General features: G+C 36.6%; 28 protein-coding genes and 1 rRNA gene. 1 reads left to right on the top strand and 28 read right to left on the bottom strand.

Annotated features, from left to right (window positions below; genetic code table 11):
• Positions 1-99 precede the first annotated feature (99 nt).
• From MKZ14_RS00395 to metG, 16 genes are all read right to left on the bottom strand, one after another.
• The gene (locus MKZ14_RS00395) at positions 100-327 is read right to left on the bottom strand and encodes an anti-sigma-F factor Fin (RefSeq protein WP_016993788.1); all 228 of its coding nucleotides are present in this window, start codon (positions 325-327) and stop codon (positions 100-102) included.
• A 240-nt stretch (positions 328-567) separates the two neighbouring features.
• A complete protein-coding gene (gene pth, locus MKZ14_RS00390) occupies positions 568-1134 on the bottom strand; it encodes an aminoacyl-tRNA hydrolase (RefSeq protein WP_016993791.1) in 567 nt (188 codons plus the stop codon).
• A gap of 146 nt (positions 1135-1280) precedes the next feature.
• The gene (locus tag MKZ14_RS00385) at positions 1281-1877 is read right to left on the bottom strand and encodes a 50S ribosomal protein L25/general stress protein Ctc (protein ID WP_066038161.1); all 597 of its coding nucleotides are present in this window, start codon (positions 1875-1877) and stop codon (positions 1281-1283) included.
• A 253-nt stretch (positions 1878-2130) separates the two neighbouring features.
• The gene (locus MKZ14_RS00380) at positions 2131-3090 is read right to left on the bottom strand and encodes a ribose-phosphate diphosphokinase (RefSeq protein WP_004229183.1); all 960 of its coding nucleotides are present in this window, start codon (positions 3088-3090) and stop codon (positions 2131-2133) included.
• Positions 3091-3114: 24 nt separating this feature from the next.
• Positions 3115-4485 carry a bifunctional UDP-N-acetylglucosamine diphosphorylase/glucosamine-1-phosphate N-acetyltransferase GlmU gene (gene glmU, locus MKZ14_RS00375; protein ID WP_339280548.1) on the bottom strand — a complete coding sequence of 457 codons (1371 nt, stop codon included), beginning with the start codon at positions 4483-4485 and terminating at the stop codon, positions 3115-3117.
• Positions 4486-4746: 261 nt separating this feature from the next.
• Positions 4747-5049 (bottom strand): septation regulator SpoVG, encoded by a 303-nt coding sequence (gene spoVG, locus MKZ14_RS00370; RefSeq protein WP_004229187.1) that lies wholly within the window; start codon positions 5047-5049, stop codon positions 4747-4749.
• Positions 5050-5269: 220 nt separating this feature from the next.
• Positions 5270-5644 (bottom strand): RidA family protein, encoded by a 375-nt coding sequence (locus MKZ14_RS00365; RefSeq protein ID WP_004229189.1) that lies wholly within the window; start codon positions 5642-5644, stop codon positions 5270-5272.
• Positions 5641-6474: a pur operon repressor gene (gene purR / locus MKZ14_RS00360; RefSeq protein ID WP_016993803.1), complete on the bottom strand. Its 834-nt coding sequence runs from the start codon at positions 6472-6474 to the stop codon at positions 5641-5643. Before purR ends, MKZ14_RS00365 begins: the two co-directional genes overlap by 4 nt.
• A gap of 56 nt (positions 6475-6530) precedes the next feature.
• Positions 6531-7397, bottom strand: a complete 867-nt coding sequence (gene ispE / locus MKZ14_RS00355; protein ID WP_036075694.1) for a 4-(cytidine 5'-diphospho)-2-C-methyl-D-erythritol kinase — start codon at positions 7395-7397, stop codon at positions 6531-6533.
• Positions 7398-7618: 221 nt separating this feature from the next.
• The gene (locus MKZ14_RS00350) at positions 7619-7798 is read right to left on the bottom strand and encodes a small, acid-soluble spore protein, alpha/beta type (protein ID WP_004229193.1); all 180 of its coding nucleotides are present in this window, start codon (positions 7796-7798) and stop codon (positions 7619-7621) included.
• A 113-nt stretch (positions 7799-7911) separates the two neighbouring features.
• On the bottom strand, positions 7912-8172 hold the full coding sequence (locus MKZ14_RS00345; protein WP_004229199.1) for a Veg family protein: 261 nt from the start codon (positions 8170-8172) through the stop codon (positions 7912-7914).
• A 156-nt stretch (positions 8173-8328) separates the two neighbouring features.
• On the bottom strand, positions 8329-9210 hold the full coding sequence (gene rsmA, locus MKZ14_RS00340; protein WP_339280547.1) for a 16S rRNA (adenine(1518)-N(6)/adenine(1519)-N(6))-dimethyltransferase RsmA: 882 nt from the start codon (positions 9208-9210) through the stop codon (positions 8329-8331).
• Positions 9203-9769: a ribonuclease M5 gene (gene rnmV / locus MKZ14_RS00335; RefSeq protein ID WP_036075698.1), complete on the bottom strand. Its 567-nt coding sequence runs from the start codon at positions 9767-9769 to the stop codon at positions 9203-9205. Before rnmV ends, rsmA begins: the two co-directional genes overlap by 8 nt.
• Before the next feature lie 221 nt (positions 9770-9990).
• A complete protein-coding gene (locus tag MKZ14_RS00330; protein WP_339280546.1) occupies positions 9991-11202 on the bottom strand; it encodes a ubiquitin-like domain-containing protein in 1212 nt (403 codons plus the stop codon).
• Between the two features lie 135 nt (positions 11203-11337).
• A complete protein-coding gene (locus tag MKZ14_RS00325) occupies positions 11338-12108 on the bottom strand; it encodes a TatD family hydrolase (protein WP_036075700.1) in 771 nt (256 codons plus the stop codon).
• A 252-nt stretch (positions 12109-12360) separates the two neighbouring features.
• On the bottom strand, positions 12361-14337 hold the full coding sequence (gene metG, locus MKZ14_RS00320) for a methionine--tRNA ligase (RefSeq protein WP_339280545.1): 1977 nt from the start codon (positions 14335-14337) through the stop codon (positions 12361-12363).
• 349 nt (positions 14338-14686) lie between these two features.
• Here metG and MKZ14_RS00315 point away from each other — a divergent pair, with 349 nt between their 5' ends.
• Complete coding sequence (locus MKZ14_RS00315) at positions 14687-14965, top strand: AbrB/MazE/SpoVT family DNA-binding domain-containing protein (protein WP_004229214.1); 279 nt, start codon at positions 14687-14689, stop codon at positions 14963-14965.
• Positions 14966-15197: 232 nt separating this feature from the next.
• Here the strand turns inward: MKZ14_RS00315 and rsmI are convergent, their stop codons facing one another.
• From rsmI to rrf, 12 genes are all read right to left on the bottom strand, one after another.
• Complete coding sequence (rsmI, locus tag MKZ14_RS00310) at positions 15198-16073, bottom strand: 16S rRNA (cytidine(1402)-2'-O)-methyltransferase (RefSeq protein ID WP_036075705.1); 876 nt, start codon at positions 16071-16073, stop codon at positions 15198-15200.
• On the bottom strand, positions 16070-16333 hold the full coding sequence (locus MKZ14_RS00305) for a GIY-YIG nuclease family protein (RefSeq protein ID WP_339280544.1): 264 nt from the start codon (positions 16331-16333) through the stop codon (positions 16070-16072). The genes rsmI and MKZ14_RS00305 overlap by 4 nt, the downstream gene beginning before the upstream one ends.
• On the bottom strand, positions 16320-17066 hold the full coding sequence (locus MKZ14_RS00300; protein ID WP_339280543.1) for a tRNA1(Val) (adenine(37)-N6)-methyltransferase: 747 nt from the start codon (positions 17064-17066) through the stop codon (positions 16320-16322). Before MKZ14_RS00300 ends, MKZ14_RS00305 begins: the two co-directional genes overlap by 14 nt.
• A gap of 63 nt (positions 17067-17129) precedes the next feature.
• The gene (yabA, locus tag MKZ14_RS00295) at positions 17130-17486 is read right to left on the bottom strand and encodes a DNA replication initiation control protein YabA (RefSeq protein ID WP_004229222.1); all 357 of its coding nucleotides are present in this window, start codon (positions 17484-17486) and stop codon (positions 17130-17132) included.
• Between the two features lie 27 nt (positions 17487-17513).
• Positions 17514-18329 (bottom strand): stage 0 sporulation family protein, encoded by an 816-nt coding sequence (locus MKZ14_RS00290; protein WP_036075709.1) that lies wholly within the window; start codon positions 18327-18329, stop codon positions 17514-17516.
• The gene (gene holB, locus MKZ14_RS00285; RefSeq protein ID WP_016993814.1) at positions 18322-19326 is read right to left on the bottom strand and encodes a DNA polymerase III subunit delta'; all 1005 of its coding nucleotides are present in this window, start codon (positions 19324-19326) and stop codon (positions 18322-18324) included. The genes MKZ14_RS00290 and holB overlap by 8 nt, the downstream gene beginning before the upstream one ends.
• 156 nt (positions 19327-19482) lie before the next feature.
• Positions 19483-19923 carry a YaaR family protein gene (locus MKZ14_RS00280; protein WP_004229228.1) on the bottom strand — a complete coding sequence of 147 codons (441 nt, stop codon included), beginning with the start codon at positions 19921-19923 and terminating at the stop codon, positions 19483-19485.
• Between the two features lie 109 nt (positions 19924-20032).
• Positions 20033-20362, bottom strand: coding sequence for a cyclic-di-AMP receptor (locus MKZ14_RS00275; protein WP_004229230.1), 330 nt, complete (start codon positions 20360-20362; stop codon positions 20033-20035).
• 303 nt (positions 20363-20665) lie between these two features.
• On the bottom strand, positions 20666-21295 hold the full coding sequence (tmk, locus tag MKZ14_RS00270) for a dTMP kinase (protein ID WP_036075713.1): 630 nt from the start codon (positions 21293-21295) through the stop codon (positions 20666-20668).
• Positions 21296-21312: 17 nt separating this feature from the next.
• Positions 21313-22746, bottom strand: a complete 1434-nt coding sequence (locus tag MKZ14_RS00265; RefSeq protein WP_333006342.1) for an aminotransferase class I/II-fold pyridoxal phosphate-dependent enzyme — start codon at positions 22744-22746, stop codon at positions 21313-21315.
• Positions 22747-22953: 207 nt separating this feature from the next.
• A complete protein-coding gene (locus tag MKZ14_RS00260; RefSeq protein ID WP_258860518.1) occupies positions 22954-23391 on the bottom strand; it encodes an SRPBCC domain-containing protein in 438 nt (145 codons plus the stop codon).
• A 104-nt stretch (positions 23392-23495) separates the two neighbouring features.
• Positions 23496-23611 (bottom strand): 5S ribosomal RNA (rrf, locus tag MKZ14_RS00255).
• Between the last annotated feature and the right edge of the window lie 49 nt (positions 23612-23660).

Here is a 23660-nt window from a genome sequence, read left to right as displayed (position 1 = left end):
CTATTATTCTAGTGTTATTTTACATATCTCTATTAATGGCTGTTTTATGAAATGGAAAAAGCCTTGAACACACATAAGTGTGTCAAAGCATCCTTCCAATTATTGAATCCATTTATTGAGTGCGTGATAATCTGGATATTGTCTCAGCGAATCCTCACATTGCTCACAAATGCAGTGCACAGTCGTTTGGCCATGCTGATCTTTCTCAACATAATCATCCGCTTCTCCCAATTCAAAAATATGCAACTTTCGAATTGTATCATCTGCATCAAATGGTAGTGTCCCTATTTCTACTTCACAATGCCGACATCGATAGCGAACTGACATCTCCAAATCATCCTCCTTTAAGCAACTTTCTACTTAAAGTATAGACATTTATAAAAAGGATTATGCACTTTTCACTGTCATCATCATTGCAATTACTTGAAAATTAGAGAATTAATTTTTACTTGTAGCTAAGACTATTCACTACAAGCATAAGCTGTAATTATAGTGTAAGGCAGTTGATTACTCACCTTACACTATGCCAATATCCAAAAACTTTAACAGAAATTTTATTTCTTCCATCTATTTGCTTGCGTTAAAGTGATTCATCACATCAAGAAACGGCTTTGAAAGAGATGCTTCAACAGCGTTTACAGAATTTACAATGGCGTCTTGCATAAGAACTTGGTCTTCCTTCGAAAATTTAGCTAAGACATAGTCTGCTACCTTCATGCCCGCTGGTGGACGATTAATGCCCACTCGAATACGATTAAATTCCTGAGTGCCTAAATGTTGAATTAATGATTTAATGCCGTTATGACCACCTGCACTCCCTTTTTGTCGCAGACGTAATTTACCTGTCTCTAAATCCAAGTCATCATAAATGACAATTAAGTCTTCTACCTCTATGTCAAAATAGTCCATTAGGGGACCAACACATTCCCCTGATAAATTCATATATGTTAATGGTTTAACAAGTAGAACCTTTCCTTCTGGTCGATGTACAGTTGTGTACATCCCGTTAAATTTTGAATTTGTTAAAGGTGTTCCCCATTTTTCTGCTAACGCATCAATAACATCAAAGCCGATATTATGTCTTGTATGCTCATAAGGTTTACCTGGGTTTCCTAAACCAACGATAATTTTCATAAGTACCTCTCTTCTTTCAAATCTAATAGTCATTATTTTACCATATAGCACGCCTAGAAAGCATTTTGTACAATTGTTAAAAGGCATAAAAAATAAGGCTAACAAGAAAGCTATAGCCTTCTTATTAGCCTTAAGCGTATTTACTTTTATACTGACTCTTGCCCTTCTTCATTTTCTGTAGTCTCTTCCTCTACAGAAACAGGCGCCACAATGGTTACTAACATATAATCATCTTCACTAATAATTTCAACAGGTGTAGCATCGCGAATATCTGCTACTGTTAGGGATTCCCCAATTTTCAACGATGAAATGTCCACATCAATTGATTCGGGTAACTCTGTTGGCTTTACTTTAACTTTTAATTCTAAGTTAGGCTGCATTAAAATACCGCCCTCACTCACACCAACTGACTGTCCAAGTAATTTAATCGGGACATCAGCTTCTAGCTCTTCCGCCATATTAATGGCTAAAAAGTCAATATGATTTACTTCATCTTTCAATGAACATTGCTGAATCTCTGACACAACAGCATTCACCTTTTTCCCCTCTAACTCTAGCGAAAACACACTATTTTGCCCATTTTTTTGAATGGACTTTTTAAAATCTTTTGCAGCAATAGAAATTGGGGTTGAATCTACTTTGTAGCCGTAAATAACTGCAGGAATGGCTCCCCCTTTTCTAAGTTGGGTTAATGTTGAACGATGCCCAGTTTCGCGCTTTGTAACACTTAATACTGTACTCATACTTCTTTATTCCCCTTCCAAGAAAATTATTTACGCCTCAACAATAATTCGTTGTAGGCTATGATAATACTTAGCTCTATTTGTTTAAGGTAGAGTAAATATTATTAAGACACATTATTATTATACCCCTTTGTGAGAAGGCTCACACATAAAACACTCATCTATTTCTTCGTCTTGATGAAATAGTGTCCAATTTATATAGAAAAGACCAATCTACTCAAAGAGTAGATTGGTCTTATACTTACAATTTTTATTAATCAAATAGAGTACTTACAGATTTATTTTCATAAACGCGAGAGATAGCATCCGCCATTAATTTAGCTACAGAAAGCTCTGTAATTTTTGGAGATTTTTTCTCGTCTGAAAGCTGAATTGTATTTGTCACCACTAATTCTTTAATAGCAGAGTTTTCAATACGTTCAATTGCTGGACCAGATAATACAGGGTGTGAACAGCAAGCGTAAACTTCTTTTGCACCAGCAGCACGTAACGCATCTGCCCCAATTGTAATTGTACCTGCTGTATCAATAATATCATCAATCAAGATTGCCACTTTACCATCAACATTACCAACAATGTTCATCACTTCCGCAACGTTTGGTTTCGGACGACGTTTGTCAATAATTGCAATCGGTGCTTTTAATCGTTCAGCCATTTTACGAGCACGTGTTACCCCACCATGATCTGGTGAAACAATAACGATCTCATCTCCTGGAATACCTTTAGATTTGAAGTAATCAGATAGTAATGGTACTGCCATTAAGTGGTCGATTAGGATATCGAAGAACCCTTGGATTTGAGGTGCGTGTAAATCTAATACGATAACACGTGTTGCACCAGCAGTTTCAAGTAGGTTTGCCACTAATTTAGCTGTAATTGGCTCGCGCGCTTTTGCTTTACGATCTTGGCGTGCATAACCATAATAAGGCATTACAACGTTTACTGTACGAGCAGATGCACGTTTAACTGCATCTACCATAATTAAAAGCTCCATTAAATGTTCGTTTACAGGTGCAGAAGTAGACTGCACGATAAACACATCACAACCTCGAATACTTTCTTCAATGCTAATTTGAATCTCTCCATCACTGAAGTGCTTAACAGAAGATTTACCTAATTCTACGCCCATTTCCTGCGCAATTTCTTGAGCTAATGGATTATTAGAGTTAAGTGAAAATATTTTTAATTGTGAGTTTGCATAATGATACGGCATGATGGCCTCCTGTTTAGTTGATAATTATTTTGAATTTAATTTGCTTACATAATTCGGTTTGTTTTCTTGTCTTGCACGAGCTATGGCAAGTGCATCTTCAGGAACTTCTTTTGTAATTGTAGAACCTGCTGCAATAAATGAACCTTTTCCAACTTTCACTGGCGCTACTAAGTTAGTATTACATCCTACAAATACATCATCTTCAATAATTGTTTTGAACTTGTTTTTTCCATCATAGTTTACTGTAATGGAACCACAACCAATATTGACGTTACTACCGATCTCAGCATCGCCAATATAACTTAAATGTGAAACTTTCGAGCCATTATCTAGCTTGCTTTTCTTCACTTCTACAAAGTTACCAATTTTGACATGACTACCGATGTCTGAAAGTGGTCGAATATGAGCAAATGGCCCAATAGCAGTATCCTCTGCAATAGCGCTTTCACGGACAACTGAAGAATGTATAGTTGTACGATCACCAACGCGGCTATCTATGATTTGAGTGTTTGGCCCGATAATGCAATCTTCACCGATCACAGTAGCACCTTCAATCATTGAGCCAGGTTGAATCACCGTATCACGCCCAATAACTGCATCTGCACTAATATGCGTTGTTTCAGGATGGATAATTGTTACACCATTCCGCATATGCTTCTCGTTGATTCTTGTACGCATTAATGTCTCGGCTTGTGATAAAGCCACGCGATCGTTAACACCTAGTGTTTCTTCAAAATCATCAGTGACATATGCTTCAACAATATCACCTTGCTTTTGTAAAATTTCAATGACATCTGGTAAATAGTATTCACCTTGAGCATTATCATTTTTCACAAGCTTCAATGTTTCAAATAATAATTTGTTATCAAAGCAATATGTGCCTGTGTTTATTTCTTTTACTAATTGCTGCTCTGCTGAAGCATCCTTTTGTTCAACAATTTGCTCCACCTGTCCGTTACTGCCACGTAATATACGGCCATAGCCAGTTGGATTTTCAGCAATTGCAGTTAAAATAGTTGCTTTAGCATTCTTTGCTTGATGATGTTCGAATAGAGCTTGCATCGTTTCAGGACGAATTAGTGGTGTATCTCCACATACAACTAATGTTGTACCTTCTTCATTACCTAAAATAGCCTCTGCTTGTTGCACAGCATGCGCTGTACCTAATTGTTCAGCCTGCAGTACATACTCACTTTTATCTCCAAGCTGTTGTTGCACTTTTTCAGCACCATGTCCGACTACCGTTACAATGCGCTTCACATCTAACGTTTGAATATGATCCACCACATGTTGTACCATAGGTTTCCCACATACTGGATGGAGCACTTTATATAATTTGGACTTCATACGTGTACCTTGACCTGCAGCCAAAATGACAGCAAAAACATTGCTCATCTGTAAGTCCTCCAATACGCTCATTTTCTCTTATGACTATATAGCAAAATTCATCTATTTTCAAGGCATGTAGAGTTGACAAAAACATGAATTCCTAAATCCAATGCACCTTATGCTCGAATGTCATGAAGTATATCCTAAAATTGCTCATATTATCTTTTTATCAAAATAAAAAGAACCCTTCCATCTAGAAGAGTTCTTGATATCTTTTTTACCATCAGTTTGTAACATATCCTTAAAAAGTAAGTTATTACCTATCCATTACACACCGATTCCCTCTAATTCTTCCTCTTTACCAGCTTCCTCTACTTCACTAGAGTTATGATACTCGTTTAAAATGATCTCCTGAATTTTATTTCGAGTATCAGAATTAATTGGATGAGCAATATCTCTAAATTCCCCATCTGGTGTTCGTTTACTAGGCATAGCTACAAATAAACCAGTATTTCCATCAATTACACGAATATCGTGAACAACAAACTCATTATCAAGTGTAATGGAAGCAATCGCACGCATGCGACCATCCGTCTGTACCCGACGTAACCTTACATCAGTAACTTCCATTTTCTCACCACCTCTCTTCTTGGATGCCTAAATGAAAATATCATATTCTCAATTACCGAATATTTTCCTTTTCATAGTCTATCAAATTTTCTAAAAAATTTGAATACTTATTAGAATAATATTTTTTCTTATATACGGAATTTTTGACAATTGTTTGTCAGCTTAAAAAAACTCACTAAAAAGAATAAAGATTCTCTTTAGTGAGCTTTACAAGCTTAATTTATTTTACGATCGCGATTACTTCGATTTCTACTTTTACATCCTTCGGAAGACGGGCTACCTCTACCGCTGAACGCGCTGGTTTATGATCACCAAAATGATTTGCATAAACTTCATTCATCGCTACAAAGTCATTCATGTCCTTCATAAATACTGTTGTTTTCACAACATTATCTAAAGAAGTTCCAGCTTCCGCTAAAACTGCTTTTAAATTAGCAAACACTTGATTTGTTTGTACAGTTATATCGCCTTCCACTAAATCCCCTGTAGCTGTTAATGGAATTTGACCAGAGCTATAAAACATTCCGTTAACAATAATACCTTGTGAATATGGTCCGATTGCTGCTGGTGCATTTGTTGTTGCTACTACTTTCATTTGTCATGTCCCCTTTTAGAAAAATAGTTACCTTCACTTAATGCAATTGTTCGATCTTTTTCATTAACTTCATGAAGCTTTACAAGTGAATAATAATCATCTACTAATGTTTCGTCCGCATGCTCAGCCTCCACAAGCACGGCAATGCCTGCTAGCTGACAGTCAAACTCCTCTAAGAGATTTTTCATGCCATTCATAGTACCGCCGACCTTCATAAAGTCGTCCGTAATTAATACACGTTGTCCACTCTTCATGCTTCTTTTTGATAATACCATTGTCTGAATTCTTCTGGAAGAACCAGATACATAGTTAATGCTAACTGTAGAACCTTCTGTTACTTTACTATCTCTTCTCACAACAACCACTGGTACATTTAAATGTCTTGCAATGGCATGGGCAATAGAAATCCCTTTAGTTGCTACTGTCATTATGACATCGATTTGTTGATCTGCAAAGGCAGAGGCAAAGACCTTTCCTACTCGATTTATTAAATCTGGGTTTCCAAGCAAATCTGTCATAAATAAGTAACCGCCTGGTAACAATCGATCTGAATGTTCTAGCTCTGCTTTTAAATCTTCAATCACTAAACGTACTTCTGCCTCGGACATTTTCGGAATATACTTTACTCCTCCTGCAGCACCCGGCACTGTCATCAATAACCCGATTCCTTTTTCTTCGAAAGTTTCTTTTACAATCGTTAAATCCTCACTAATGGATGACTTAGCAGATTGATATAGTTCTGAAAAATAAGTTAGCGGGATCAGCTGATGTGGATGTTCTAGTAAGTAGTACGTCATATCAACAAGTCGTTCACTACGCTTCCATTTCATGCGACCCTCTCCTAAACACGAATATTTATAGGTAAAATTAACACAAATTTGCGTTTCTAAGCAAGCGTATTTCGCTCACCTAAAATTCGTACTGCATAAACTTCCTCACAAAAACCACGTAAACCATTATAAATGCGACTTACACGAGCTTCACTATCCACAAGCCCAAATACAGTTGGACCGCTTCCACTCATTAACGTGGCATCTGCCCCAAAGCGCTTCATTTGTTCCTTTAACATCACAACTTCTGGGTGGAGCTTAAATGTTACAGTTTCCAAAACATTTCCTAATGAAGAACATAATAGCTCATAATCTTTTGTCTCTATAGCTTGTATCATCTGCTTTGTATTTGGGTGTTCCAGTCCTTCAACCTTAAGACCCCCATATACTTCTGCTGTCGACACACCAATTTTAGGTTTAGCTAGTACAACCCAACAGTTAGGTGGAGCTGGTAATTCTTTTATTTTTTCGCCTCGTCCTGTAGCGAGTGCCGTGCCTCCGTAAACACAAAACGAAACATCCGAGCCAATTTTAGCACCAAGCTCCGCTAATTCATCTATTGATAAACCTAAATTCCACAGTTCATTTAGCCCTTTTAATGTTGCAGCTGCATCACTACTGCCTCCTGCGAGCCCTGCTGCTATGGGTATTTCCTTTTCAATTGTAATGGATACACCTTGTCTAATGCCGTATGTATCTTTAATGAGACGCGCTGCCTGATAAGCAAAATTACGATGGTCATTTGGTACAAAGTTATCTGTTGAAATTATTTGAATAACACCATCTTCTCGAGATTCAAGACTGATACGATCAGCTAAATCGACTGTTGTCATAACCATCTCCACTTCGTGAAAATTATCTGGTCTTTTATAAAGTACATCTAATGTTAAATTGATTTTTGCAGGCGCCTTTACATAAAGCATCTTTCTTCCTCCCTTATAGCTACACGTATAAACAGTTCTTTTTTTCGCGCAAGATTATTCATTTTATTTTACCATATTGAGAATACGAAAATGGAAAAAAAGAACCGTTTACCCTATTCGGAGTAACGGCTCTCTCTCGTCAGTTGTATTTGTTGTGTTAGTAAGGATTTTCATCCCTGCTGAATGAAACTTGATAAGATGACTATTTTAACAAAAACAGCCTACTTACGCTCTTGCTCACTACTTGCCCGTTCAGCCATTTCTATGGCACGTTTGACCATATTACCGGCATCACGAGCTTTTATGCCGCCCCAGCCTTCCTTTTGCACAACATCATAAAATCCAAGCTCTTTTGCGATCTCTTCTTTTAATCGAGGTGACATGATACCTTTTCTAGGCATATAAACTCCTCCTTTAACAACTGACGAATTTAGTATGCCCATGAAAACGCAAAACACTCATGTATTTTTAACATACATGAGTGTTTCTAAAATATAGAAATAAGTACTAGAAACTATTTTGCGACAGCAGCCTTTGCTTCGTCTAAAAATGTAATCTCTACTGCTTCAGTTAAAATATCTGTGTAGCTATACGATACGCGCTTGCACGTATTGTCTTCTTGATCGAGTTCGACTACAAAGATGGCGCGATATGTCTCACGTAGTATCCCTGCACACTCAACCGTTTTCTTGCGACCACCGTTTGCTTTTAATTGCAAACGTTTACCCAAATGACAATCCAACGACTTTTTAATGTCCGCTAAAGTTTTTGGCATTTTCGCTTACACCTCACTAATAACAAGTATAAGCTAATGGCCTAAAAATGTCAACAAAATATAATATTTTATCAGCCTCTTATAAATTTTGTCAACTTATTTTTTATAAAAAATATTTATTTTTTTACATATCCGAAAAAATGTTAACAAAAATTTTTACTTTGCAAAAACAGGATGCAGTGCATCAGCTAATTTCCCAAACTCTTGAATAGAAAGTGTTTCTCCACGGCGAGTTGGCTCAATATTAGCTAGCTCTAATGCCTGTAAAATTTGATCCTTTTTCACCTTTCCATTTGGTAAACCAGATTGCAGGTTATTATAGATCGTTTTTCTTCGCTGTACGAATGAGGCCCGTGTTACAACAAATAAAAAATCCTCATCTATTACTTTTACTGGTGGTTCCTCATGCTTGATAAGACGAATTACAGCAGAGTCGACGTTAGGTTGTGGCATGAAAACTGTTTTAGGCACTGTCATTGCAATATCTGCTTTCACGTAATATTGAATGGCAATTGATAAAGAACCATATTCTTTCGTCCCTGGCTTAGCCGTTATACGGTCTGCTACCTCTTTCTGCATCATCACAACAAAACCACGGATCGGTAATCGGTCATTGAGTAATTTCATTAAAATTGGAGTCGTTACATAATACGGTAAATTGGCCACAACCATAATATCATCAATACCTGGCATCTCATCTGCAATTACTTTCTCAACATCTGCCTTAAGTATGTCAGAGTGGATGATAGACACATTATTGTATGGACTAAGTGTGTCTTCTAGTACGGGCAATAAACGTTGGTCGATTTCAAAGGAAACTACCTTTTTAGCGCTTCTCGCCAAATGTTCAGTTAATGCACCGATACCAGGACCAACTTCAATTGCGCCACTATTCTCAGTTAAATGGGCGTGACTCACTATATTTCTTAAAATGTTAGGATCAATTAAGAAGTTTTGACCTAAGCTTTTTTTAAATGAAAAACCATATTTTTTTAAAATTTCTTGTGTTCGAATTGGTGCCGCAATATCCTTATGCATCATTTTCCTCCTGATCTAACTGTGCGATAGCCGCACCAAATTGCTCCTCTGTAATCTGAAACATTTTCATTCTTTTATGAAGTTGTTTACCATTTGTAGCACCTATATTTAAGATTTCCCCTAGTCGATCACGACGCTGCTTTGACTGTGGATGTCCAATTAAACGAGCTGTCATTAAATCTTCCAGTGTAATCACCTCTTCGTGTAGCACGCCATGAATAGGGGTATAGACATGTTGAAGTGCCTCACGTATATCATCGTCAGCAGCATGTTCAATACCTAGCCCTTTACCGTTTTTAGCAATTGTTTTGGCTTTTGGTAAAAAGGCATGCTTCACCCCTTGTACACGCTCCTCTATAATGGCGCGTATTCGACGTCCTGGATAGTCGGGATCTGTAAATACAATAACTCCACGTTTTTCTTGGGCGTGCTGAATTCGTTTTAATGTTTCTTCAGAAATTGCAGATCCATTTGTTTCTATAGTATCTGCTTGTACAGCACGTTTAATAGCTGTCGTATCGTCTTTTCCTTCAACAACAATAATTTCTTTAATTTGCAAAAAGGCTCCTCTTTTCTATCTACCTTATCTTCTGACCATTTTACAACTGCTCTATACGATTTGTACAGGAATACAAGGTACAGATGAACTTATCTTATTCAACTTCTGCTATACATACCTTACAAATATTATTTGCTAAAAAATAATAAAGAAGCCTTCCCGCCAGTCAAAACAGGAAAGCTCCATTTGTGAAAAACATTTTGATTAATTTTACAATTTTTCTAATTTAATACTTTAACACGCACTTTCTTACGCCCCCAGTTACGTGCTTGGGCATCTGTTTGTACAAGTATGTCAATCTTATTACCCTTAATTGACCCACCAGTATCCCCAGCAATAGCGGTACCATAGCCTTCTACCCAAACCTTTGAGCCTAACTTAATAACAGAAGGGTCAACTGCTATCACCTTCAAGCCAGAATTTGAACGTAGGTTTATACCAGTTGCTGATGTACCTGTACAACCGTTGCAATATGGTGTATAAGCTGTTGCCGTTACATAAAATTCTTTACCGTTAGCAGGCTCTGCAGAACCACGTGAAACAGTTGCTGCGCTTGCAACGATTGTTTTTGTGCCTACTGCAACCACTTGTTTCTTCGGCTCTTTTAAAACTTTTTCAGATTGCAGGTTTTTTTCCACAACCTTACCATTTTCTTTGACAACCTCATACGTACGAGAAATTGAGCCCTTCTCGCCTGTTGCTACTACTTTTTGTTTCCCCTTTTGCAATGAAGCATCCTGCTTCTTTTCAACTGCGAAATCTAAAGAGTCTTCCACTACATCGATAACCTTTTCTACGCGAACTACTGTGATTTTACTCTCCGGAGTAATAACGTTCTCCAGGTTATTTTCGACACGATCGAATTCATTTAGCTGAATTCCTTGTTGTTTTAAAAAGTTAGCGACCGTAGTCGAAGTGGACCATACTTGTCTTTTATTTACGCCATCGACAAGCGTTACTTGAAACGCTTTTTGAATATCGATTTTGTTTTCTGCTCCTAGTTCAGTATCTAGACCTTGCGCTAAAGAGTCATGTTCAGATACTTTAATATTTGCTTCCTTCAAAATGTCCTTCACAAGTGTTTCAGTTGTCCAAACTTTTGACTGATTTCCATCAACTGAAATAGTTACTTCTTTTGCCTGTTCCCATGTAATTGCTAATCCATTAACAATTTTGGTGTTCAGAGAGGGTGAAATTTTGTCATGCTCTGCTATATCTATATTTTGATTTTGTAATAATTGTTCTACAGTTTTGGCATGTGTTGATACTTCGATTGTTTCTCCATTCGCTTCAAGCTTAACGGATTTTTTCGTACCTTGATAAAGCACGAAAGAGATTACAGACACAAACAGGACAAGTGAAATAATTCTTATCACTGTTTGCTTACTCCTCAATGATCCTAAGAACAAGTTTTTCATGGAATTATTTGACATGAAAAAACGCCTCCTTAATACAAGGTTGGATTATACGGACTAGTTTTGGCACTGTCAACCCGAAAGTATTTCTTTGAAAATTGACTTCTTGTTTTTTGCCAACCACAAACCCAGTATTGGAGGCATCTAAGCTAGTTAATTGTCAATCCCAAAAAATTTTTTCGCATTGGCTGTTGTTGCTTGTGCAATTTCCTCAATTGTCAACCCTTTCAAACGTGCGATTTCCTCAGCAACTAAAGGCACGAAAGCGGGCTCATTGCGCTTACCTCGATGTGGATGTGGAGCTAAATAAGGAGCGTCTGTTTCAATCATTAAGTGCTCAAGAGCTATTTCTGTAGCTACTTCCTTTGGTAGGCGTGCATTTTTAAATGTCACTGGTCCCCCAAGACTAATCATAAAATTCATACCTATACATTCACGTGCTGTTTCTACACTTCCACTAAAGCAGTGCATAACCCCCCCTACAGATGCAGCATTTTCTTCACGTAAAATTTGAACAACATCACCCGTTGCATCCCTATTATGAATAATGATTGGCAAATTGATCTTTTGAGCTAATTGAATTTGCTTGCGAAAAAGTTCCTGTTGAACATCCTTTGGAGACTTATCCCAATAGTAATCCAATCCTGTTTCACCAATGCCAACTATTTTTGGATGTGATGCTAATTCCTCAATCCACTCTAAATCTTGTTGAGTACAATCAATCGCATCTACTGGATGCCAACCAATGACACCGTATACAAAGTCATATTGCTCTATTAGTTGCATTGTTCTCTCAATGGTTTTACGGTCAAAACCAATAACAACCATTCTTTCTACTTTAGCTTCAAGGGCTCTATCAATCACCTCTTGAAGATCTTCCTCATACTGATCTGCGTTTAAATGTACGTGTGTATCTATAAACATCTTCATTCTCCTAACATTGATTTTATTAAAATTTATTATTTCATATTTTTCGTAAGCATTACAATTTCATTACAAACTATTTGGTATTGTGTCATTCCACTTATTCGACATTGCTCGAAATAGTACTTTAAACCCACAAAACCCCATTTTTTATGCAACTTAAATTATTTCAAAATAATTTAATCTCAATTTTCCTTACAGATTTGAAAAGCCTGCTGAATAATTCATATTCAGCAGGCCTCCTTAAGTTCATTACTTTACTTTTGCACCATTTTCGAGTTCAGGATCAACGGATGCTAATTTTAAAATTCCATCTTTCTCACCAGCTAAAATCATTCCTTGTGATAATTCACCACGTAATTTTACTGGTTTTAAATTTGCTACGACAATCACTTTTTGACCTATTAAATCATCTGGTGTATAGAATTTTGCAATACCTGAAACTACTTGGCGTTGCTCATATCCTAGATCGACTTGAAGCTTTAATAATTTGTCTGCTTTTGGAACAGTTTCACATGCAGTCACCGTCGCTACTCGCAAATCAACTTTCATAAAATCATCAATAGTAATTTCAGGAATTTCTGGATTTTCGTCAGTCGCTGTAGCCTTTTTACTTTCTTCCTCTTGTGGTGTTTTCACAGAACCACGCATTTCCTCACGAATATAAGCAATCTCAACCTCGTTTTCTAAGCGGGGGAAAATTGGTATCCCTTTTTCTACCACTTTAATGTTTGCTGGAATAGTATTGCCGAATGTTTCAATTGTATCCCATGCTAAGAATTTGTCATCTAATCCTAACTGATCGATCATACGTTTCGGAGTTGTTGTCATAAATGGTTGCAACATGACAGCAATTTGGTGTAAGCTTTCTGCCAAATTTCGCATAACAGCACCTAATTTTGGCTTGTCTGATTCCTCTTTTGCTAACACCCAAGGCTGTGTCTCATCTATATACTTATTTGTACGTGAAACAAGCGTCCATAAGTCCGCTAGAACGACACTAAATTGCATTTTTTCCATACTTTCTTCATATTTAATACGTACTGACTCAGCTTGCTCTTTTAAAGCTGCATCAAATTCTGTCGATTGAAGATTTTCTGTCGGAATAATACCATTAAAATACTTATTAATCATTGAAATTGTACGATTTAATAAGTTCCCTAAATCATTTGCCAGATCAAAGTTTGTACGTTCAATAAATGATTCTGGTGAAAATACCCCATCAGATCCAAATGGTAATTCACGTAATAGGAAATAACGTGTCGCATCTAGTCCATAACGCTCGATTAACATTTCTGGATAAATCACATTGCCTTTTGATTTAGACATTTTTCCGTCCTTCATCATAATAAAACCATGTGCAAATACTTTTTTCGGTAATGGCAAATCTAATGCCATTAAGAAGATTGGCCAATAAATCGTGTGGAAACGAACAATATCCTTCCCAACTACATGTACATCTGCTGGCCAATATTTATTGAATAGTGATTCATCTTCTGATAGATAACCTAAGGATGTAATATAATTCGTTAATGCATCAACCCATACATAAATTACATGTTTTGGATCTCCTGGTACTTTAATTCCCCAATCGAAGGATGTTCTTGATACCGATAAATCCTCTAGCCCTGGTTTAATGAAGTTGTTAATCATTTCATTTTTTCGTGATTCTGGCTCAATGAATTCAAGGTTCTCTTCATAATAAGCTAATAAACGATCTGCATATTTCTTCATATTAAAGAAGTACGATTCTTCTTTAACCTTGTGCACTGGACGACCACAATCTGGACAATTCCCGTCAACTAGTTGAGTCTCAGTAAAGAATGATTCACACGGTGTACAGTACCAGCCTTCATATTGACCTTTATAAATATCACCATTATCTAAAAACTTTTGGAAAATCTTTTCGACAGCTTTCGTATGTCGATCCTGCGTTGTTTGAATAAAGTCATCATAAGAAATATCCATTAAACCCCAAAGTTTTTTCGCAGCATCTGCAATTTCATTTACATAATCTTGAGGATGTTTACCCGCTTCAGCTGCTTTTTCTTGAATTTTTTGGCCATGTTCGTCCATTCCTGTTAAAAAGCGTACATCATAACCTTTTAAACGTTTATAGCGTGCAATAGTATCAGATGCTACTGTTGTATATGCCGTACCAATATGAAATTTCCCACTTGGATAGTAGATGGGTGTTGTTATATAGAATGTTTTTTGTTGTTCACTCACAAGAACTGCCTCCATTGTTTTACAATATACTTTCTATTCTAACGAAGTACGAAATTCGTTTCAATGAAAGTTTATTAAACGCGAAAATTGTCGAATAATATATTTAATCCATTAAATGACTTAAATAAGAACCTTTTTTACTATTAACAAAAATATTTATTAAAAACCTTTTAAAAAAATTAAAATACCTGCATTCTTCTCAAAAATTTTTTTCAAAAACCATAATATTAGTGCATTAATTAATTGACGTTTATGGCATTACTTGGTATGATAACTATCAGACAAAGAAATAATGTCGAAATTTGACGAAATACCAATATAACTTTTATAAATTAGGAGGAAATCTATTATGAAATCAACAGGGATTGTTCGTAAAGTCGATGAGTTAGGTCGTGTAGTAATTCCTATCGAGTTACGCCGTACGCTAGGTATTGCTGAAAAGGACGCTTTAGAAATCTATGTGGATGATGATAAAATCATCTTAAAAAAATATATGCCTAATATGACATGTGCTGTTACTGGTGAAGTTTCAGATGATAACTTCCGTCTAGTTGGAGGCAAATTAATTTTAAGTCCAGAAGGCGCTGAAATGTTAGTTAAAGAAATTCAATCTAACTTAAAAAAATAATTAGTTACTCACCTAAATCAACACAGTGATTTAGGTGTTTCTGTTTTTAATATAACCAAATTCTTGACCCCTTATAATGTACATGTCAGACCTTGCTACTTAAGGGTACTATTATTTACAATTATTATCAATTTAAAATTGTGTCTCAAAATTATTACATTTCTACTTTTAGTTTCGGATACAGTAACAAAATAAAAATAAAGAGCTACCCTAATAAGGTAACTCTTTACTATTATTCACTATGATATTCATTATAAACATCTCGCTTTGCCTTTTGTCTTAACTTAGCTACTTCTTTAATGGCTTCTTTTGAGGATACATTCGATTGATTGATAATGAAATCAACATGTTCAACAATGGACATGTTTTGCCAATAGGCTTCTTCATGATCTTCCTCTTCTAGACAGCTATTACCTTCCAGAACAATACAAAACTCTCCTCGTATTTCCTCTGTTTGTGACCATTCTACAGCTTCAGCCAATGTACCTCGTAAAAACTCTTCAAACTTCTTTGTCAGCTCTCGAGCTAAAACGACACGACGTTCCCCGAGTATAGCTTCCATATCTTTTAATGTATCCTTTAAGCGATGTGGTGCCTCATATAGTAAAATCGTTTCTTGGCGTTTTTTTAATTGTTCTAATTGCTGGCGACGTTCCTTTTTCCCACGATTCAAAAATCCATAAAAGAAAAATGGTTGTGGCGACAACCCAGATGCAATTAACGCTGAAATTGCTGCATTAGGCCCTGGCACTGGTACGACAGAAAAGTTTTGAGCAATTGCTTTTTCAACTATATCTGCACCTGGATCAGAAATACAAGGTAAACCTGCATCACTTACTAATGCAATTGTTTTTCCTTCTTGTAGTAATGTTAATAATTTTTCTCCACCCACGGCTAGATTATGTTCATGGTAGCTAATCAGTGGTGTTTCAATCTCAAAGTAGTTGCACAGCTTTTTGGTGTTTCTAGTATCTTCTGCAGCGATAATATCGGCTTCTTTTAAAATGCGAAGTGCTCGCACACTCATATCCTCTAAGTTTCCAATAGGTGTTCCTACCAGATATAAACAACCTGTCTGATCGTGTATTGTACTTTTTTGTGATTTCACGATTCACCCCTCCTTATATAATTAATTTTCTGTGTTCTTGTTAATTGCTTAAAGGCATATTCAGTACGCATTGCTTCTTGTTTTGTCTCAAATTTTTCTTTATAAATACATTTCACTGGACCTCTAGCTCTTGTATATTTTGCTCCTTTACCAGCGTTATGTACAGCAACACGTTTTTCTATATTATTTGTATACCCTGCATAAAGAGTTTGATCAGCACACTCTAACACATAAAAGTAGTGATTATTACTCTTTTCCATAAAGAATTTCTCTCACTTCTGCCGTGTATTCATTATTGGCATCATAAACAAACAACGGCGGCAGAATTTTCAAATCAGGCTTTCCATCTTTTATTCCTTCTATTAATAATGTATTAGCCTCTTTCCCTTCCTTTGGATAAATGAGCTGCATCCGTTTAGGCTCTAAGCGATTTGCTCGCATAGCTGTCACAATATCTAATAATCGCCCTGGTCGGTGGACAAATGCGGCCTTGCCCCCTTGCTTTAATAATTTACTTGCTGATTGAATCGCTTCTTCCAATGTTAAATACAATTCATGTCGTGCAATGGCATGATGCTCACTAAGATTTTTATCACTTGCTTCATGTGCTAAAAAATAGGGTGGATTACAGGTAACCACATCATACTTTTCAATGCCTAGTTGTTTCGGTATTTCTTTGACATCTCCAAGAATCATTTGTATTTGCTGTTCTAGCTGATTATAACGGATACTTCTCTCAGCCATATCAAATAAACGTGGCTGAATTTCAACTCCCGTTATTTGTCCCTTTGTACGTGCACTTAAAAAAAGTGGTATCACACCATTTCCTGAGCATAAATCAACAATTTTCCCCTTATGATAAGGAATACTGACAAACTTCGAAAGCAACACTGCATCTAATGAGAACGAAAAGACAGAGGGACTTTGAATAATACGTAAATTCTCAGCCAACAAATAATCTAACCGCTCATCACCTTTTAGCCATTTTTCCATGCTTACTCCTCCTACGCTACAAAACAAAAGACTGACACCACCGTAGCGGGAATCAGCCTTTTATTACACATTCTGTTTATTTAAAAATGATAGACAAAACAGACAATCCTCACCCTTACGTGAACTTCCAAAATGAACATGGCAAACATGGAAGCCCTCTTGGTAGAGGCGAGCTAAGTTATCATATCCCTCACCAATATCTAGCGGACTTTCTTTCTTTACTTCAGCAGCTTGTACGGAGTTTGTATTAGAAAGTAGTTCTTCTAGACGTGTACGTAGGTGATGGTTTTCTGTTTCAAGCGCCTTATGCTCTTCCATCATTAACGCTACAAATTGTTTCAATGCACCAAATTGCTCCTGCATTGCTTCGAGCTGTTGTTCGAACTCCATAACGGTATCTAAGAAATTACGGTCCTTCACCCAAGCCACCTCGTTAAATTCTCTATCTTAAATAAGATTTTTTTCGCATGCTAGCAGTTCTTCTAGTGTATACTCAACTGTGCGTTCTTGCTCGTGTAAATATACTTGAATAAGTCTTTCCAGCACATTTATCCCTACTACTTTCCCACGGCCATCTGGTGTCATTGTTATCTCACCAACATCTGGCATGCCCTCTTTTGCTTCTTCATATTCATCATTTTCATACTTTAAGCAACACATTAAACGTCCACAAAGGCCAGATATTTTTGAGGGATTTAATGATAAGTTTTGATCTTTAGCCATTTTAATAGAAACGGGCTCAAAATCACCCAAAAATGTGGAGCAACAAAGCATTCTACCACATGGACCGATACCACCTAAAAGCTTCGCTTCATCACGCACACCGATTTGGCGAAGTTCAATACGTGTTCTAAAAACAGAGGCTAAATCTTTTACTAGATCCCTGAAATCAACTCGTCCTTCAGCTGTAAAGTAAAAAATAATTTTATTACGATCAAATGTATATTCAACATCTACAAGTTTCATTTCTAAATTATGCTCTATAATTTTAGTACTAGCGAGTTCAAATGCGCGTTTTGATTCTGCTGCATTTTCCTCTACTTGTATACGATCACGATCATCTGCTGGTCTAAGTACTTGTTTTAGTGGTAATACAACATCATTATCACCCACTACCTTTTGAGGGACAACTACCTTTCCATACTCTACACCGCGGGCTGTCTCTACAATAACATATTGATTATCTTCTAGTAGAAATGATGCCGGATCAAAATAATATATTTTACCCGCCTTTTTAAAGCGGACTCCTACTACATTATACAAATGTATATCCCTCCTGCAGATTTAGCATTAACTGCTCCATCAATAACGTCCTATTCATGTTACGCTGTAAAGATGCGCGTGCTTGTAAAATAGATTCCAGCTGATTTGACAATTTATCATAAGTGGAATATAACGCAACTTCTTTAAATAGTGGTAACATGTCTGGATAAGTACAAGCTGCCTCGGGATTAGCTTTTATTGACACTATATCACGGTAAGCAAATAGTAGTAAATCCAATGCTTGTTCCATCTCGCTTTTTTCTTTAAAGTGAGGCAACCACTCTTCATGCACAATAAGCATTGCTTCATGTACATTTTGCCGAATGGCCTCTACTAATTTTAACACTGTTTTTCGAGCGAGTGCAAACTGCTCATCATTTGCTAAAAATATAGCTGTTTCGAGCTCGTTTGTCATCATGCTTACTGTTGAAGCCATTGAATGTGAAATATTATTTTCCTGTAAATGCTTCAATAAAACATGACGTGGCATTTTTTGAAATTTGATATGTTGGCAACGAGAACGGATAGTTGGAAGTATTGACTGCATTTGCTCCGTTAGTAATATAGCAGTTACCTCTCCATCTGGCTCCTCTAAAAATTTAAGTATCATATTAGCAGAGGCTGTATTAAGACGGTCTGCATGATGAAGCACATAAATCTTACGTCCTTCTTCTACACCCATCATTTTCATTTCTCCAATGAGTTCTCGCATCTGATCAATTTTTATAAATTGACCATCTGGATAAATTTGATGAATATTTGGATGATTTCCCGAATCTACACGTTTGCAATTTCGACATGTTTCACATGGAACATTTCCATTTGGTTGCTCACATAACATCAATTTGACAAAAAAGTGCATAATATCTGCCTTGCCTGTCCCTTTTTCACCATCAAAAATATATGCATGTGCTAATCTGTTCTTGTCAAAAATCGTTTGAAGTTGCTTCATTACGACTGGTTGTAGTGTGAGTAGCTCTTCAAAATTCTTGGCCATACATTTAAATTCCTTCCTGTTTCTACAACAAAAGTGGTACTTTCTTGCACTTTTGGTTTTCTGTAAAGAAACATTGCCGTTGTTCTACTTTAATGGCGAGTTGCCACATCAACATTTGAAAAAAGCCCGCGCCTATATGAGAACGAGACACGGGTTTTACATATATAAATTAATTAATAAGCCTTTAATTTCACCGATTTTATCAAGAAGATCTATTGCTTCTTTTTCTTCGTCTAAGAGATCCTGTGCAAGCTCGACAAGACGTGTATCAATGGTCTCAATGATTTTCAGACGTCTTCCTTCACCAAAACGATTCCAGGTATGTGATTGTTTTAACTCCATACCATGTTCTACTGTCTCTTGTAGAAATCGTTTTACAAGCATTTTAAACCTAGCAAGTTCTCGTAAATTACGTGATCTAGCTACTCGGTCCCCTGCAGTAGATATATCCCCTAACAAACGTGTGAGTTGTTCTGTTTGCAACTTATTACCTTGCTTGACGACCATATCTCCAAATCGGTTATTTTGATTATTATTTTGTAGTGGCTCTTTGCGATTTGTATTTAACCCGACACGTATATCTTGATTAATTTTCAAGCTGGTTTCGCCCCCACAATTTTCATCTATTTCTCCTACGCATAATCGATTTTAAATAAAATGTTTAATAGTAACAAATAATCAATGATTTAGCTTCGGAGGCTACTTTTTAAAAATGATGGAATTGTTCAATCGGTAAAACAAATACGGTAGCTCCTCCCACCTCTACCTCCACAGGGTAAGGTATATAGGAATCAGCATTTCCTCCTAACGGAGAAACGGGTGCAACCATTTGCTCTCTTGCCCGACAATTATCCCGAATAATATCTAAAAGTTTGGGTATGAGAGAGTCTTCAGTTCCTATAAGAAATGTCGTATTTCCTGAACGTAAAAATCCTCCTGTGCTCGCTAATTTAGTTGCGCGAAACTGATTTTTCGTTAAAGCATTTGATAAGCGGCTGCTATCCTGATCTTGCACTACAGCTACGACTAACTTCATTCGCACTCACCCCTTTTATAAAATTCACCTATATAGGTTTTAATACTATTCCTAAGCATTAGCTTATAAATTTTATCTTGATTCTGCAGATGTTTAAACATCCATTAAAATTGAGGAATATCACCAATGTTACCCGCCTATACAATGCAGGTTAGTTAACCTAAAATTAGATCTGCTTGAAAGCGAAGCGTCAGCGGTAATTGCCCTCCGACATAATGGATACTCCCAATTGATGCTATCCTAGCGAAGATAAATTAATGGATAGTATCATTATATCACATTGTTGTAGACAACTTCATGCATTTACTGTATTGCTTCCAATAATAATAACCATACATCTTCCACAACATTCTCAATATCTTGATCTGCGTTGACCACACGTATTCGCTCTGGATACTGCTCTACTAGTTGTAAATATCCTTCACGTACCTTCTGATGAAATGGCAAACTTTCTACATCTAAGCGGTTTACTTCCCGATTGCCTGTTGCATGAATACGCGCTAAGCCAACCTCTGGAGCAAGATCAAATAATATGGTCAGATCAGGTAATTTCTTCCCAATAGCAAACTCATTAATAGAAAGCACCTCATTGACACCGATTCCTCTTGCATATCCTTGGTAGGCTAAAGAGGAATCGATAAAACGGTCACATATAACCAACTTCCCTGCATCTAAGGCAGGGCGTACCTTTTCAAAATAATGCTGGCTTCTTGCTGCAGCATATAATAATGCTTCTGTTCGTTCATCCATCGCAGTATGTGCAGGATTCAAAATGATCGTTCTTATTTTTTCCGCAATCTCGATTCCACCTGGTTCTCTTGTTGCTAGAACTTCTATATTATTTTTTGCTAATCGCTCTGCTATCATTTGAATGACCGTTGTTTTCCCTGCTCCCTCTGGTCCTTCAAATGTAATAAATAAATTGCTATTCATGCTGTTATTGCCTCCAACTATTTAATAACCTGAATCATTTTTTCTGCTAATCGATGATTCCCCTGGAATGTTGCACCTGCTGCTAATAGCTCTTCCAATTGACTTAACTTAGCTACTGTTATTCTTTCACCTGGTACTAATAATGGTATACCAGGTGGATAAGGGATAATCATATTTGCTGAAATTCGTCCCATTGTACGCATATAGGGTAACCACTCTTTACTTAATGATGCAACCTCATTAAAGGTATATATAGGCTCAGTAATCGGTACAAAATGATAGGCTGTTTGAGAAGCAGTTATGCTATCTGTTTTAGCTGTGTTTAATAGCATCGTTATAGCCTCTTTTATACGGACCCTGATTTCAGCAAATGGATAGGTATGTCCTTGCTTCAGCAAAGGTAACACAAATAAAACTTGATTGGCATCTGCCAGTTCCCCATAAACATGCTTTGCCTCTAATGCCTCCTGTAACTGAAAGCCACTATAACCATTAACACGTAACAATACTTTAAGTGGATCATCTACTTCAATTACTTCCAATGAACCAATTGATCGTAATGCATCTACCCATTGATTCTTTTTTTCTATTATATATGCCCCATCACTCTCCATATATGTCTGTACATAATAGCGAGCATCATCTAATGATGCTAATAATAAGTAAGATGGGCTACTAGATTGTAACATGCGTAAGTAATAATGTATTTTGTCAGCCTCTATTAATTCCGACTTAACATGCATAAAAGAAGCCATCGTCATAGCAGGTAGAGTCTTATGAGCTGATTGAACAACAACATCTGCTCCAAATGTCAATGCGGATGGCTGAAATAGCGTACATGCATTAAAATGTGCGCCATGTGCTTCATCCACCAATACAGGTATCCCCTTTTCATGACAATAAGCTATTTGTTGCTGTATTTCATTTGAAGTCATCCCATAATAAGTAGGATATGTTAAAACAACCGCTTTCGCCTCTGAATAATTTTCTACTGCTTCCTTTAAATCTCTATATGTTACATGTGTCGCCGACATCGTTCGTTCATCCCATAGCGGAGACACAAATATTGGCTTAGCCCCAGTAAGTTCAATAGCATGGAAAATCGATTTATGCGCATTACGCTGAACAATAATGGTATCGCCTTTGTTACAAGTAGCATAAATCATTGCTAAATTTCCAACAGTAGACCCTCCTACTAAAAAGAAACTCTTCGTTGCCCCATATGTATCTGCCAATAAATTTTCTGCTTCTAATATCATTTCCTCAGGGTAATGTAAATCATCTAAACCGGATAATTCAGTTACATCATAACGCATAACATCTTTAAATGCTTGCGGAAGGTGAGACAGTTCGCCATGCTTATGACCTGGGACATGAAAAGAAATATTCTGCTGCTGTCTAAAGCGTTCTAACCTTTCTATAATTGGCTTTTTCTTTTGCAAAACAAACACCTATTTTCGTTAGATTCTCCCTTAATTATACGAAATTATAAGGAGAGAAAAAAGCTATCCCTTTTCAACAAAAATATCTTATTCGAAAAGGAGGGTCTTCTATACCTAAATCGCCCTTTTTGCACACGTAAAAGTTGCTAGATCAAAATAAAACCGATTATTACAGATAACAGCAATAATCGGTTCTCCAATTTTTCCATCATACAACTAGTCTTTTGCAGCTTGAAGTGCCATTGCTTCCACTAATTGTTCAACTAGTCGAGGTACAAAATTATCTAATACTGGATTCATCATTCCTGCTAAAAATCCACTAGCTTTCATTGTTAAATTACCAGTCAGCTGTGGTGATTCATTTTGATTTTGTTTTACTTCAAAAGAACCATCACCATTTATTGGATCAGATAAACCCTCTAAATCAAATTGTAATTGATGAGCATCCGATTTTTTTACTTTAAGTTTCACTTTAACAGCTTTTTGAATAATGCCAAAATCTCCTTGGAAAACCCATATCATATCATCTTCATTTAGTAGTTCATGATGTAAGTAACCTGGTATTAAAACAGCCCATTGTTCCTTATGATGAATAAAATCCTCTAATTTATTTTTCTGTATATTGATTTCCTTACTATGTTGCCCTGTTGCCATTCTGTTGACCCCCTTTGAATATTTTGATAACCTTCTTAAACTTTAACATTTCTAGGTTTCAAAACATACAAAAAAACCACTGATTTCTCAGTGGTTCCTTTTTTGCCTAGCGACGTCCTACTCTCACAGGGGGAAGCCCCCAACTACCATCGGCGCTAAAGAGCTTAACTTCCGTGTTCGGTATGGGAACGGGTGTGACCTCTTTGCCATCATCACTAGACTTTGTATTTAATTGAAAGATTTATTCTTTCAAAACTGGATAAACGGTG

The organism is Lysinibacillus sp. FSL P2-0066, from assembly GCF_037969495.1.
GTDB classification, from domain to species: Bacteria; Bacillota; Bacilli; order Bacillales_A; family Planococcaceae; genus Lysinibacillus; species Lysinibacillus boronitolerans.
This window is presented reverse-complemented; position numbering and strand designations above follow the sequence as displayed.